Source organism: Alterotamlana spongicola (assembly GCF_035818475.1).
Lineage (GTDB): Bacteria > Bacteroidota > Bacteroidia > Flavobacteriales > Flavobacteriaceae > Cognatitamlana.
Window position 1 is genome coordinate 651452 of record NZ_JAYMGV010000001.1, and the last position, 13773, is coordinate 665224.

13 protein-coding genes and 1 pseudogene are annotated in these 13773 nt (G+C 34.3%); 5 read left to right on the forward strand and 9 right to left on the reverse strand.

Annotated features, from left to right (window positions below):
* Nucleotides 1–10: 10 nt before the first annotated feature.
* Nucleotides 11–601, reverse strand: a complete 591-nt coding sequence (locus VOI54_RS02745; RefSeq protein WP_326281201.1) for a HupE/UreJ family protein — start codon at nt 599–601, stop codon at nt 11–13.
* Between the two features lie 34 nt (nt 602–635).
* The gene (locus VOI54_RS02750) at nt 636–1586 is read right to left on the reverse strand and encodes an NAD-dependent epimerase/dehydratase family protein (protein WP_326281202.1); all 951 of its coding nucleotides are present in this window, start codon (nt 1584–1586) and stop codon (nt 636–638) included.
* A 160-nt stretch (nt 1587–1746) separates the two neighbouring features.
* Here VOI54_RS02750 and VOI54_RS02755 point away from each other — a divergent pair, with 160 nt between their 5' ends.
* On the forward strand, nt 1747–2265 hold the full coding sequence (locus VOI54_RS02755) for a hypothetical protein (protein WP_326281203.1): 519 nt from the start codon (nt 1747–1749) through the stop codon (nt 2263–2265).
* A gap of 229 nt (nt 2266–2494) precedes the next feature.
* Nucleotides 2495–4588 (forward strand): M13 family metallopeptidase, encoded by a 2094-nt coding sequence (locus VOI54_RS02760; protein WP_326281204.1) that lies wholly within the window; start codon nt 2495–2497, stop codon nt 4586–4588.
* Nucleotides 4589–4670: 82 nt separating this feature from the next.
* Here VOI54_RS02760 and VOI54_RS02765 read toward each other — a convergent pair whose 3' ends face one another.
* The gene (locus VOI54_RS02765) at nt 4671–5384 is read right to left on the reverse strand and encodes a tetratricopeptide repeat protein (protein WP_326281205.1); all 714 of its coding nucleotides are present in this window, start codon (nt 5382–5384) and stop codon (nt 4671–4673) included.
* Between the two features lie 270 nt (nt 5385–5654).
* Here VOI54_RS02765 and VOI54_RS02770 point away from each other — a divergent pair, with 270 nt between their 5' ends.
* A complete protein-coding gene (locus tag VOI54_RS02770; RefSeq protein ID WP_326281206.1) occupies nt 5655–6122 on the forward strand; it encodes a CBS domain-containing protein in 468 nt (155 codons plus the stop codon).
* A gap of 53 nt (nt 6123–6175) precedes the next feature.
* Here VOI54_RS02770 and VOI54_RS02775 read toward each other — a convergent pair whose 3' ends face one another.
* The 6 genes and pseudogenes from VOI54_RS02775 to fbp form a co-directional block, all read right to left on the reverse strand.
* The gene (locus tag VOI54_RS02775) at nt 6176–6526 is read right to left on the reverse strand and encodes a hypothetical protein (protein WP_326281207.1); all 351 of its coding nucleotides are present in this window, start codon (nt 6524–6526) and stop codon (nt 6176–6178) included.
* Between the two features lie 2 nt (nt 6527–6528).
* Nucleotides 6529–7059: a GNAT family N-acetyltransferase gene (locus tag VOI54_RS02780; RefSeq protein WP_326281208.1), complete on the reverse strand. Its 531-nt coding sequence runs from the start codon at nt 7057–7059 to the stop codon at nt 6529–6531.
* Between the two features lie 3 nt (nt 7060–7062).
* Nucleotides 7063–7587, reverse strand: a complete 525-nt coding sequence (locus tag VOI54_RS02785; RefSeq protein WP_326281209.1) for a DinB family protein — start codon at nt 7585–7587, stop codon at nt 7063–7065.
* Nucleotides 7588–7599: 12 nt separating this feature from the next.
* On the reverse strand, nt 7600–8259 hold the full coding sequence (locus VOI54_RS02790; protein ID WP_326281210.1) for a DinB family protein: 660 nt from the start codon (nt 8257–8259) through the stop codon (nt 7600–7602).
* 1213 nt (nt 8260–9472) lie between these two features.
* Nucleotides 9473–10009, reverse strand: a pseudogene (locus tag VOI54_RS02795) (REP-associated tyrosine transposase); the annotation flags it as partial.
* An 885-nt stretch (nt 10010–10894) separates the two neighbouring features.
* Nucleotides 10895–11902 (reverse strand): class 1 fructose-bisphosphatase, encoded by a 1008-nt coding sequence (gene fbp, locus VOI54_RS02800; protein ID WP_326281211.1) that lies wholly within the window; start codon nt 11900–11902, stop codon nt 10895–10897.
* 121 nt (nt 11903–12023) lie between these two features.
* Here fbp and VOI54_RS02805 point away from each other — a divergent pair, with 121 nt between their 5' ends.
* Together VOI54_RS02805 and VOI54_RS02810 are read left to right on the forward strand one after the other, a co-directional pair.
* Nucleotides 12024–12503, forward strand: coding sequence for a GNAT family N-acetyltransferase (locus tag VOI54_RS02805; RefSeq protein ID WP_326281212.1), 480 nt, complete (start codon nt 12024–12026; stop codon nt 12501–12503).
* Nucleotide 12504: 1 nt separating this feature from the next.
* Nucleotides 12505–13755, forward strand: coding sequence for an aspartate kinase (locus VOI54_RS02810; protein ID WP_326281213.1), 1251 nt, complete (start codon nt 12505–12507; stop codon nt 13753–13755).
* Nucleotides 13756–13773 lie beyond the last annotated feature (18 nt).

Genomic DNA, 13773 nt, shown 5'->3' on the forward strand with positions numbered 1-13773 from the left:
TTATGAAAGTTTAAGCTAAAAAATCGCTGTTCAGTATCATAGGGATTACCAATCCAACAACAATTGCAGATATAACCATAATCCAATCGCGCTTTGAAAACCTGAATATGGTTTGCACCACATAGCCCAAAAATAAAACAATAAATACAATAATAATTTGAGCCAGCTCAATACCTAGAGCAAATTCCAATAAAAGCATAAGTTTATTATCAGAATCACCCAATAACATTTGAAATTCTCGTGCAAATCCCAAACCATGGATTAAACCAAAAAACAGGGTAGATAAAAATAAAACCCCCACTCTTTCCTTTTGGGCTCCCTTACCGGCAGTAAATACATTAAAAAGGGCAACAACTAATATGGTAATAGGAATTAAAAACTCAACAACAGTAGCATTAACACTTACAACACCATAAGCCGCAAGAACCAGGGACAAGGTATGCCCCAATGTAAATACAGAAACTAATAAAAGGACGCGTTTCCAGTCTTTAAAAAGATAAGGAATGGTCAATACTATAAGAAATAAAACATGGTCATAGGCATTGATATCAAGTACGTGATTGATGCCATATTCAACATTAAACCAAAAGTTATCAAGCATAATAATACAGATTTAGGGTATCCAAAGATACAAATTATTTGTACGTTTTTCTTAACTGCAACAGCATCTCATTTGTTATGTCATCTAACGAGAACTTATGACGCCATTTCCAGTCCTGTCTTGCATAAGAGTCGTTTATAGTTTGAGGCCAGCTACTGGCTATATCCTGCCTGTAATCAGGCTTATAGGTTATTTCAAATTCCGGGATGTATTTTTTAATAGATTCAGCAATGGCTTTAGGTGTAAAACTTATGGCTGCTACATTGTAGGATGAACGAATTTTAATGGCATCTGTTTCTGCACTCATTATATCAACGGTAGCCTGAATAGCATCATCCATAAACATCATTGGAAGTGCTGTATCTTCTTTTAAAAAGCATTCATAGCTTTTATTTTTTAGAGCTTCGTGGTAAATCTCCACAGCATAATCTGTAGTCCCTCCACCAGGTAAAGTTTTCCAGCTTATTATCCCTGGATATCTTAAACTCCTTACATCCACATTATATTTATTATAATAATATTCACACCAACGTTCACCAACCTGTTTGGTTATTCCATAAACCGTGGTGGGTTCCATAATAGTATATTGCGGGGTATAATCTACTGGTGTGGTAGGCCCAAAAACAGCAATACTGGATGGCCAAAATACCTTATCAATAAATTTTGATTTTGCTAAATTCAGTACATTAAACAGAGAAGTCATATTTAAGTCCCAGGCTTTCATAGGGTACTTTTCTCCTGTAGCACTTAACATAGCTGCCATAAGATATACCGTATCAATATTAAATTTCTCAACACAGGTCTTTACACTGGCATAATCTTTAGCATCAACAATTTCAAAAATACCAGAATTCACAATATCTAAATTGCTATAACTAATATCACTTGCAATCACATTTTCATTGCCATAAATATGGCGCAACTTATATGTTAATTCAGAACCAATTTGTCCGCAAGCACCAATAATTAATATTCTAGGGTTCATTTACAAGCATGTTTATGAAGATTTTTCAAAAATAATAAGTTTTTAATGATAATAATGCATTTTTAAATCGAAATATTTTTAAACTGATTATCGTATTTTCAATTAAAAAAAATCAACTATTCGTATATCTTTGTGGTTCACCCTTTTTAAACAACGTATAATGCGCATTCAAATCTTAGCCTTAGTCAGTTTATTTGTTTTGACTCTATCTTGCAAAAACAAACAAGAAAGTAATTCTACTGCAGGCGTTGAAGTTAATAAAAGCCAGGAAATCACTGAGCAAGAGATCTCCAAACTCAAATACATTGATTATGCTTTGGATGAAAAAACAGAAGATGCCATAGAGGACTGGGCACAATACAGACAACTTAGAGATGTTATAGATGATGTAAAAGAGGGTGATTTAAGCTTTTTTAATGATAATGAAAAAGCCATCAAATTGCTCTTAAAGGAATTAAAAGATGACATTCCGGAAACCATAGCATCGTCTTCTATCCTGGCACGTATTCTGGTTGTAGAAACCAAATTTTATAAACTTGAAAGTCTTTCAAATTTATCTACAACAAGCAAAGAAGAGCTTCTTGAAGCTATCCAGGAATTTCTAGTTTCATTTTCAAATTTGAATTTACAAATGAATAAAAAAATTGAATTTGATACCCGCACTATTGAGCGGCCTTAAATAGGCAAGTTTAAGGCAAAATACTTCTTAAACCCACATCATTTAAACTACAACATTTTATTAAACTTTTGTTAATAAAAGTCAATTATTAATGTTTTAAGTGTTTAATATTATTAATTTGTAAGGCATTTTTTTGATTATTCAATAAAAATGAAACATTTTGAAATACATTTTTATATCAAATTCAAGGTAAAAATGTATACCATGTCTAACTAATTAAAATCAGTAAATGAAAACCAATTTAAAATTCTTATCACTATTAAGTGTTTTTGCCTTTGCCTGCATTTATTCTTGCAAAAAAGACGTTAAAAAAGAAACAGCCAAAGCTGAAATAAGCCCGGGAATTAATCTGGAGTTTATGGATACTGAAGTACAGCCTAATAATGATTTTTTCAGATATGTAAATGGAAAATGGCTTGATAATACAGCAATTCCTGATGATCGAACCAGCTGGGGAAGTTTCAATGAATTAAGAAAGAAAACAGATAATGATGCCTTATCTATTTTAAGAACAGCCATGTCTGACAATAAGGATCTTAACAAAATTAACATTGTATCCGGCTCTGATCAGGAAAAAGCAGTAAACCTTTTTAAGACCATTATGGATACTGTAGGAAGAAACCAACAAGGTATTACTCCTATACAACCCTATCTAAAAAAGATTGCATCTATAAGTAATATCAATGATCTTCAAAACTATTTAATTGAAATGGAGCCTAATGGCGGTGCTGGCTTTTTTAGCTTTTATGTACGTGCCCACACTAAGAACAGTGATATTAACGCGGCGTATTTAGGAGCCGGTAGTTTAGGGCTTCCGGATAGAGATTATTATGTAAAAGATGATGCTGACTCTAAAGAAAAAAGAGAAAAATATGTGACACACATTACCAGAATGTTACAGTTTTTAGGAGACACAGAGACCGAAGCCAATACACAGGCAAAACAAATTCTTGATTTTGAAACAAGATTGGCAGAACCTCAAATGGATAAGGTAGACCGTCGTGATGCACGTAAAAGGTATAATCCAAGAGCTATAAGTGATCTTCAAAATATGGTGCCTGCAATAAACTGGGATCAATACTTCAAAGGCATTGGTGTAAAAACCATAGATACTGTTATTGTAAACGAGGTTAAATACATGGAAGCCCTTCAAAACATTTTAACAGAAAACAAAGTTGAGGAGTGGAAATCCTATTTACGTTGGTCTGCATTTAATGCTGCTGCCTCAACCTTGAGTACTGATATTGGGAAAGCAAACTGGGACTTTTATGCAAAAACCTTAAGAGGAGCCAAAAAACAAAGACCACTTGACGAAAGCGCATTACAAACCTTAAACGGTACTATTGGTGAAGCTTTAGGTAAATTATACGTTGATGAAAAGTTCCCTCCTGAAGCTAAGGAGAAAGCCGAAAAAATGATTGCTAATGTTATTAAGGCTTTTGAAAGCAGAATCAAAAATTTGTCCTGGATGACAGAGGAGACTAAACAAAAAGCGATTGAAAAACTACTGGCATTAAAGGTAAAAATAGCTTACCCGGATCAATGGAGAGATTATTCAGATTTACAGATATTGGGAGTTAAAGAAGGGGGATCATACCTTCAAAACATGCTAAATGCCAGAGCCTGGAACCACAATCAAAACTTAAAAGATCTGGGGAACCCCGTAGATAAAAGCAGATGGGGAATGGCTCCGCAAACAGTAAACGCTTATTTTAGCCCTTCATTTAATGAGATTGTTTTTCCTGCTGCCATCTTACAACCTCCTTTTTATAATTATCAAGCAGATGACGCCGTAAATTATGGTGGTATTGGAGCTGTAATTGGACATGAAATTTCACATTGTTTTGATGATTCAGGAGCACGTTATGATAAAAACGGAAATTTAAATAACTGGTGGACAGATGAAGATTTAAAACAATTTGAAGCTTTAGGTAAAGATTTGGCAGATCAATTTAGTGCTATTGAAGTTTTACCGGACACCTTTATTAATGGTCCGTTTACCCTGGGGGAAAACATTGGAGACCTGGGCGGAATTACCGCAGCTTATGAAGCCTTACAACTTAACATGGAAGAGAACGGAAGACCGGAAAACATTGATGGCTTTACCCCTGAACAACGTTTCTTTATGTCCTGGACTACAGTATGGAGAACAAAGATGAGAGATGATGCTCTTAAAAACAGAATTAAAACAGACCCACATTCACCGGGAATGACCAGAGCTACGCAACCTCTAAAAAATATTGATGCTTTCTACAAAGCCTTTGATATTAAAGAAGGAGATGCTATGTATATGGCTCCTGAAGATCGGGTTAAAATATGGTAAGAAAGTAAGTATCCAGATAAATAAAACAAATGGGGTTTCTAAAATTAGAAACCCCATTTGTTTTTATCAGAAAATGATTCATTTAATTTTGTGGCTGTGCAGTTTGCGATTGTAACACTTGCTTCTGCCTTAACAATTCATTTTTAGTAATTTGGATCAAATTAAAGTTAGGAGCCTGTTTTAATGCCGAATCTAAAACATCAACAGCTGCATCAATATTAGCTTTGGTATCCTTATTATAAACCGATAGTGCATTCAAATACATAAAAGCAGCTTTTAAAGGCACTTCATAAGGTGTCTGTGTTTCATAAAAAGCACGCTTCATATCCTCTTTAGAATTCGCCAGACCATAATTGATATGTGTATTAGCTTCATCTAGCCTTTTAGTTTGCAAGCACAGTTCAGCCAACTCATAAGCAATCAAAGGACTAGGAGCTCTTTTAAATAATTCTTCAAAATGCCCTATAGCCATTTCAGGTTGCTTGGCTGCTTTTAAGGATATAGCCTTTACCTCAACCGCAATATCAGAATCTGAAGTGTTTTTATCAATTCCAATAGTATTAAGAGCCTGCACATATTTGCGCTCTGTCATATATATGTAGGCCAGAGTATCCTTTCTTGCCTGAGAAGGCTCCAATACATTTAAATGAGTCATAGCATTTATAATCCCTTGCACATCACCTTGTGACCGCATTTGCTTATAATAAGCTTCGTAGTGTTTTGTTAATTCTGAGTTAGTTTGTGCACCCATCATAATGCTGCTCATCACTAAAACCAATCCAAATAATTTTTTCATTTTTTAATTTATTTAATTTTTGTGCGCTAAAACTATAAAAAATTAACATTTAAACTCTTAAAAGAATGCTAATTATTTATATCCTTAGCATATCATACTCTCAAAACCCTGATTTTGTTTTAAGAATATGATGGTCAGAACCATATAACAGTGCTTAAAACCATTATTATTTACCTTAAAAACAAATCCATTTAACCTTACGGTCTTATACTTTTTTAGGAAAAATGAAAAAAAGTAGCTATATTTAAGTTTACTAAAAAACCAATTTTTATGGGAATAAAAAGTTTTCAAGGGTCTAGAAGGCAGCAATCAGCTAATACTGATTCACAGTCGTTAACAGTAAGTGATTACATGACCAGGAGTTTAATTACGTTTACACCTGATCAATCCATAGAAAGTGTGATGCAGGCTTTAATAAAGAACAGAATTTCCGGTGGACCTGTGGTTAATGATAAAAATGAACTGGTTGGAATAATCTCTGAAGGCGATTGTATCAAACAAATCAGTGAAAGTAGATATTACAATATGCCTATGCAGGACCAAACCATTGAAAAACACATGGTTTCAAATGTTGAAACCATAGATGGTAATATGAATATTTTTGATGCCGCTAAAAAGTTTTTAGATTCAAAACGTCGTAGATTTCCTATTTTAGAGGACGGAAAGCTTATTGGTCAAATTAGCCAAAAAGATATTTTAAAAGCGGCAATGACCATGAAAGGGCAAACCTGGAAATAGGCCAAAGCTTCTTATCAAAACTCATACTATCAAACTCTTTAGAACATAGAGTCCTAGCTTTCTCTTTTTACAAGTGCGTAATACTCGTGCTCTAAAGGCAAATACCCCTGGTCATAAACAAAATAATAAACCGTACCTGCTTTAGTGGTATAAATACTTGTAAAATAATTAAAATCAAACCCCTTTTCTATAAGTTTAGCTCTAGACATTTTTGTTTTTTGTTCGGGATTTAATTCTTCCAGGATTCTATAATTTTTACGAAGTCTGTTGTTTGTATTTCGTATTAAATTCTTACTATCTTTATTAACCTTATTGTTATAGGCATTTCTACAACCATCACTACAGAATTTTTTATCAATCCTGCCAACAATTTTCTCACCACATTCTAAGCATTGTCTTTCCATAACTATTTATTTTCTATTTTATACCAACGTAAGTTTAAATCTTGTTCTTTAAAGTAAAAATCTTTAACATAGTGCAATCCTATTTTTAAAAGCGCATTATGAGAAGCCTGATTGCCTATTTCTGTTGTGGCATAGAGTACAGGTAATTTTAAAGTATTAAACGCATAATTCAATGCTGCTATTCCAGATTCTGTAGCGTAACCCTTTCCCCAATATTGTTTTTTTAACCTATAACCTACATCATAATACTTGGTGTACCCGTTCATGTTATATTCCGTATTTAACCTTAATCCAGACCATCCAATAAAATCACCTGATGATTTTTCAATAACGGCCCATCTGCCAATACCTCTTTCCTGATATTGATCAATGACCGATTCTAAAATTTTTCGGGACTCCTCAATGGTTTTTACAGGTTTATTTCCCAAATATTTATGTACATCCGGATCAGAATCCAATACAAACATACCAGGCAAATCACTCATCCTGAGTTCTCTTAAAAGCAGGCGTTCAGTTTCTATATGAAAGGTCATTTTTTATTTTTTTAAAATAGGTATATAAGCTTTCCATGGGCCCACTTCATCCTTATATAATTTTGCCATTACCCTGGCTATTTGAGCCATATGCCCCAAATCATGTGTTACCCAGGTGGCCAGCAATTGTTTTAAGGTAACCACGCCCAATTCGGGGTGCATTCCTTTTAAGTTTAATTGTGCTTCTTGAAGCTGTAACATTTTTAATTCCTCTAAGTTATTGGCTCTTAATTCTGAGAACTCGTTTAATAAGTCAGCAAACGATTTCCCTTTTGAATCTTCAAATTGTGCAAAACGGTTAAAGGGTTTAAATGTTTTATCCTCTCCATCACTTAAAATGATATGTAAACGTGTCATCCAATCTGTTTTTTCGCCATGAATTAAATGCCCTACAATATCAAAAACACTCCAGGTATTATCACCTTCATTTTGATTGATCCACTCATCAGATAACCCTAAAAGAAACGTATTGAGGGTTTTTGGGGTTTGCTCTAAGATCTCTATGGCTTTGTCAATTGTATATGTCATGGTTTATTTAATTTACCAGTTTCCCGCATATTGTAAATTTGTCGTTCCTTTTTCTTTTAAATAGTTATACTGATACCTTATTATTTGCCTGATATGTAAATAATCATGAGCCAGCCAGTTTTCTAAAAATAATCTTGCGGACAAAGTCCCCAGCTTTGGATGTACCAAAGCATTATCCCAGTTGGCATTCTTTAGGCTATTTAACCAGGCAACTGATAACCGGCGTTCGTCCAGGAACTTTAACAATGTGGTATGATAACTTTTAGAGAGGTAATGACGTGCTTTAACCCATCCCACCGGATCAATAGGTATCAAATCCTTAGAAGGTGTTTCAAGAGTATGCTTTACTCTGGCCCTAAAGTCTTCCTGTTCTTCATCCAATAAATGGCACACTATTTCTAATAAACACCATTTTTCAGGATGTGACCGCCATAAATAGTTCTCCTCTGTTTTATTAGACAGTAGACTTTCAAATGTCTTGATGTTATGTTCTAACTGATCTATTATATATTGAATTGCCATGGTTTTGTACTGATTATAAGACAAATATAAGGCATCTATACACAAAAGGGAACAAGAGCCTAAATATTGAACAGGTTTATTAATTTGTAACTTTATGGTATATTTTATTGACTTATCATTTATGAAACCATTAAAAAAATTAGTAGACATTTTTTTCTGGATTCTTTCATGGATTATTAAAATTATCATATTCATTGCTCTAGCTTACTTAGTATGGATAAGCTGGGAATATTCTAGAATTAATAGATATTTCATTAATTAACACTTTAGTTTGACTACAGTTAATTTGAAGAATATATTATTTGCCTTGTTGAAGTTCGTCAAAAAAAGGTTTAATAAATTTAACTGTGTAGTAAGCAACTATAAAACTTAATATAGCTACTAGTATATCTTGAACATTAAAAACTTTCTACTATTTCAATAAAGAAGTAAGCGATAAACATTTAGAACGCTACTTAGACGAGTTTAGCGCATGTTTTAATACTAGAATTTATCTAGTCAAGAACGTTTTGAGAAGTTCTTGGTGGATGGCGAGAGTAGATTGAGCTACAAAGCTTTGACTAAATAAAAAAAGAAGGTGAATCTAAACACCTTCTTTTTTACTTATTCAATCAATTTGTGAGACTATTTATCACATTGAGTAAGTTAGAAATGAAAGAGAAAAATTCTAACACTAAAAATTTACACTTAGTGCGCCCTAATCCTGTTTCATTTACAGCCCATTTAAATAGTACTTTTTTCTCTTTTTTCGAGAATTTTGGGCTCTCCATAACCTTTAGAATCACATCTAAAGGCTCGTGGCTTCTGTTAGCCACGATTCGTTTTTATGGTTTCCATGATACAAAATTAAAAAACTTTATCTTTATCACATGACTAAACAAAAGAATAAGCCTAAAGAAAGAGCAAAACAATACAAAGAAAAGCTAAAATAAACACGTCTTTAGATGACGTATTGAAGGCTTCCGTTCCTAAGCCAAAAGAAAAGGAATAGCATCGTTTTTGGACGTATTCCAAGAGTAAGCTCAACCCGGTTAACTATTGATCAGTGCGACACGTTATTTGACTGAATTACCTTTGATTTGAATTTTTATTCGGCAAGATGCTCACGCTCTGTCTTTCCAAAGGGTGGAATTTCAATCGCGAATAAAAGGTCTGACTTTACAAAAAATAGCCGTTCCCGGCTACGTTAAATAATCATTGAGTTTTGTCCCTTGTTGTATATAAATGCCACTTTTCTTTCATAAAAACTATCAAGTAGGAATCTGTAAACTTTTTTTAGGACGAGATACTCTGAACGGTAACATGCTACAGAGTGGAGCTTGTATTTACTAGTGCCTAACTTAGGCTTAAAAAAACCTGTACTGTCTATTTCTAATACCGCATGATCCTCTTTATAGTTTCTTGCACTTGAATATTTCCAATCCACAGGATCAGTTACAAATCCATTTTCTACTGGATTATTATGTATATAGTCTATCTTTTGCTTGATAACCTTTTCACTCCATAATTCTATTGGTTTATTATGGTGCTGCCAAAATTGATATTTATCTATGTTTCCTTTCCTGGCTCCTGCTTCTTTGAACATCCACAACAACCATTCTTTCCTACTCTCTCGTGGGTTATTTTCTATTACTTTTATAATTTTTTTCGCTATATGCTTTTTAAAATCTCTTATTAATCCCGATGGATCTTCCTTTGCTGAACGAAAAACTAAATGTATATGACTAGGCATAAAACAGTAAGCATATAACTCCATACCTTTTTCTGCTCTGCAATAATTAATACTACTTACCAGCTCATTAAAATATGTTTGCCTGGTAAAAATATCAACCCAATTTACCGTAGCAAAAGAAACAAAATATAAACCTGCCTTATTATGAAATTTATAGTTTCTACTCATTTATCTAAAATACAAAAAGCCCTTACATCTCTGCAAAAGCTTTTCCTTTTTATAAATTAATATACTCTTTATCACCACCACCAGTTGCAAACTGACGGGAGCGGGGGCGTGGTGGTTTCTCGTTTTCTTATTTATCACGTCTTTAGCGTGACTCTTATGGAAGTCCGAGTTGCAAACTCGAACTAGCGCCATACTATACCTCAGCGGGGCTCCTGCCCCCAAATACCATTTAAGGTTAAGGATATTAAAATAAGTGATAGCAAACGTATTTTTTTCATAAAGGCATTATTTATAGATTAACTAGATTATAAATCTAAGTCATTGCATTAAGGTAGAAGTAAGGGAACACCTTAAAACACACTGAAAATCAATTTATTGACAGGGTTTTCTGATCTAAAAAATCTTAAATTTAAAAATTCACAATTTGTCTTATGCAAAATCTGCAAAACGTCAGATGGAAGCTTTTTTTGGTTTAAAATGATGCCATTTTGATAGTCTTTAAGGTCTCAAAATTAAAGTCTATAGATTAATGTCATTTCGACAGAACGAAGCATGAGTGACGAGAAATCTCTCCACTCAAGATAAACTTTGAGGCATTGCTTTCTTTAGAAGTTTATAGATACTCTCACTCTCGCTACGTTGTGTAGCGTGGTGGTTTATAAACTTAAAGATGTCTACAAAATACAAAGAGGCAGCCTAAAAAGTGATTCTTTTTGTCATTCAGAGCTAAGCGAAGAATCTTATTGTTTTGAAAATTAGTGTGTATAATTCCAGGAGATTCTTCATTTTCATTCAGAATGACACTTTTTAGGCAACCTCTTTGTTTGTTCTCTTACTCATAAATAGTCCCCAACAGGAGGTCAGGCGTTAATACACCTGCTGTTTCTATTCAGCATCCCGCATAAATACCTCGGCCTTTTCTACCATATTTTTACTTCCGCATATAAAAGGTACACGCTGGTGTAACTCGGTAGGTATCACATCCAGGGTTCTGGTAAAGCCGTCACTGGATTTTCCGTTAGCCTGCTCAGCCAAAAAGGCCATAGGATTACATTCATAGAGTAAACGCAATTTCCCATTCGGGTTTTTGGAACTTTGGGGGTACAAATAAATACCACCCTTGATCATATTCCTATGAAAATCAGAGACCAAAGACCCAATATATCTGGATGTGTACGGCCGGTCACCTTCTTCCAGCTGACAATACTTAATATAATCTTTTATCCCCTGTGGAAAGTGGATGTAGTTGCCTTCGTTTACAGAATAAATGGTACCATCTTCCGGAAATTGCATATTGGGATGCGACAAATAAAACGATCCGATAGCCGGATTTAAGGTAAAGCCGTTCACCCCATGACCGGTAGTATAAACCAACATGGTAGAGGTGCCATAAACCACATAACCTGCAGCCACCTGATCACTACCTTTCTGTAAAAAATCTTCTAACTGAACGGGAGTACCTACCGGGGTGATCCTTCTGTAAATTGAAAAAATAGTCCCCACAGACACATTAACATCTATATTTGAAGATCCATCTAAAGGATCGATCAGAACCACATATTTATTCTGGTGGTTCTCATCCTGGCTGTTGATAGCAATAAAATCGTCTTCCTCCTCACTGGCTATCCCACAAACTATATTTCTTTTAGTAAGGGTCTGTATAAACTTTTCATTGGCATATACGTCTAATTTCTGCTGGTCTTCTCCCTGGATATTGGTATCTCCAACCGCACCGATAATGTCAACCAATCCGGCCTTATTAACTTCATGATTTACAATCTTTGCCGCTAATCTGATAGAATTAAGAAGGCTTGATAACTCCCCCGAAGAATATTGAAACGACGATTGGTTTTCAATAATAAATTCTCCTAAAGTTTGTTTTTTATGAGCCATATATACCTGTTTTTAATTTGTACAAATATCTACAAATTTTAATAAACTACAACGTTTTCGTTTAAGATAAAATACTGTTAGTATTTAACTTTAGATTATATTTGATTGAATTATAAAAACTATGGATTTTACAATAAGAAACGCCAAAAAAGAGGACATGCCCCAGGTACTGGAATTGATCAAAGCACTGGCCCTTTTTGAAAAAGAACCCGAAGCCGTTGAAATAACGGTTAATGATTTAGAACAAGATGGTTTTGGAGCCCATCCGGCCTTTCATTGCTTTGTTGCCGAAGTAGATTCTAAAATTGAAGGTATTGCATTGATCTATAATCGTTATTCCACCTGGAAAGGTAAAACCATTCACCTGGAAGATTTAATTGTTAGCGAGTCTATGCGCGGCACCGGAATGGGCACAGCACTCCTGGATGAAGTTATTAAATACGGACACAAGCAAGGTGTTAGGCGTATTAACTGGGAAGTGTTGGATTGGAACGAACCTGCCATTGCTTTCTATGAAAAAAAAGGCGCCCATGTTATGAGAGACTGGAATGTTGTACAATTAAATGAAGCTGGTATAAACAACTACATAGCAAACTTATAATATGCAAATATTTAAATTTGGTGGGGCTTCAATAAAAGATGCCAGTGGTGTTAAAAACCTGGTGTCTGTTTTGCAAAAAACAGGCTATAATAAAACCTTAGTCGTGGTTTCTGCTATGGGCAAAACCACCAATGCGCTTGAGTTGGTTATTAAAAACTATTTTGAAAATAAAAAGGCATTACAAAGTTCTTTACAGGAGGTCAAAAAATATCATAATGAAATTTTACTGGATTTATTTGACCATGACAATCATCCTGTTTTTAAAACCATAAGTACTTTTTTTGAGGAGCTTAATACCATCTTAAAAACCAATAAGTCTCCCGATTATAATTTTGTATATGACCAGGTCATTGGATTTGGTGAGCTGATCTCTACTGCTATTATTAGTGCTTATTTGAATACTGTTGGCATAAAAAATAATTGGCTGGATGTCAGGGAACATATCAAAACAGATAGTTACTACCGGCGCGCCAATGTTAACTGGGAAGCCACCCAAAGTTTAATAGCCTCAACATTTGACCGGTCTCAATTACATATTACCCAAGGCTTTTTAGGAAGTGATGCAAACAATTTTACAACTACTCTGGGCAGAGAAGGCAGTGATTATACGGCGGCAATTTACGCCTATTGCCTAAATGCAGAACGGGTGACTATCTGGAAAGATGTCCCGGGGGTTTTAAATGCAGATCCCAGATATTTTGAAAATGCACAATTACTTAACAACATATCGTATAGAGAGGCCATTGAGCTGGCTTTTTACGGTGCTTCTGTTATTCACCCAAAAACCTTACAACCCCTACAACAAAAGGAAATTCCGTTATATGTAAAATCGTTTTTAAAGCCCCAAGGACCCGGAACTCAAATAGGTAAAAACATTACTTTAGAGCCTATGGTCCCCTGCTTTATTGTGAAAAAAAATCAGGTCTTGATCTCGCTTTCGTCTTTGGACTTTTCATATATCGTAGAAGATAATATCAGCGATATTTTCAACCTTTTACATTTACACAAAATGAAGGTAGAAGTTATTCAAAACTCTGCTATAAGCTTTTCGGTTTGCATTGATAATATTTATAACAAGCTTGAGGATTTGTTACAGCATTTAAAAGCAAAATTTAAGGTCAGTTGTCATGAAAATGTATCACTTTATACCATTCGTCATTACAATCAAAGTGCCATAGATCAAATTGAAAGCGATAAAATCGTGTTACTGAAACAATTAACACAAGAAACCGTTCAAGTAGTAACTAAATAAACAATTTAGTACATTTAC

Excerpts from the sequence above, each read along its gene's own strand:
- VOI54_RS02745 (WP_326281201.1), bottom strand. The coding sequence starts at position 601 with ATGCTTGATAACTTTTGGTTTAATGTTGAATATGGCATCAATCACGTA.
- VOI54_RS02750 (WP_326281202.1), bottom strand. The coding sequence starts at position 1,586 with ATGAACCCTAGAATATTAATTATTGGTGCTTGCGGACAAATTGGTTCT.
- VOI54_RS02755 (WP_326281203.1), top strand. The coding sequence starts at position 1,747 with ATGCGCATTCAAATCTTAGCCTTAGTCAGTTTATTTGTTTTGACTCTA.
- VOI54_RS02760 (WP_326281204.1), top strand. The coding sequence starts at position 2,495 with ATGAAAACCAATTTAAAATTCTTATCACTATTAAGTGTTTTTGCCTTT.
- VOI54_RS02765 (WP_326281205.1), bottom strand. The coding sequence starts at position 5,384 with ATGAAAAAATTATTTGGATTGGTTTTAGTGATGAGCAGCATTATGATG.
- VOI54_RS02770 (WP_326281206.1), top strand. The coding sequence starts at position 5,655 with ATGGGAATAAAAAGTTTTCAAGGGTCTAGAAGGCAGCAATCAGCTAAT.
- VOI54_RS02775 (WP_326281207.1), bottom strand. The coding sequence starts at position 6,526 with ATGGAAAGACAATGCTTAGAATGTGGTGAGAAAATTGTTGGCAGGATT.
- VOI54_RS02780 (WP_326281208.1), bottom strand. The coding sequence starts at position 7,059 with ATGACCTTTCATATAGAAACTGAACGCCTGCTTTTAAGAGAACTCAGG.
- VOI54_RS02785 (WP_326281209.1), bottom strand. The coding sequence starts at position 7,587 with ATGACATATACAATTGACAAAGCCATAGAGATCTTAGAGCAAACCCCA.
- VOI54_RS02790 (WP_326281210.1), bottom strand. The coding sequence starts at position 8,259 with ATGTCTACTAATTTTTTTAATGGTTTCATAAATGATAAGTCAATAAAA.
- fbp (WP_326281211.1), bottom strand. The coding sequence starts at position 11,902 with ATGGCTCATAAAAAACAAACTTTAGGAGAATTTATTATTGAAAACCAA.
- VOI54_RS02805 (WP_326281212.1), top strand. The coding sequence starts at position 12,024 with ATGGATTTTACAATAAGAAACGCCAAAAAAGAGGACATGCCCCAGGTA.
- VOI54_RS02810 (WP_326281213.1), top strand. The coding sequence starts at position 12,505 with ATGCAAATATTTAAATTTGGTGGGGCTTCAATAAAAGATGCCAGTGGT.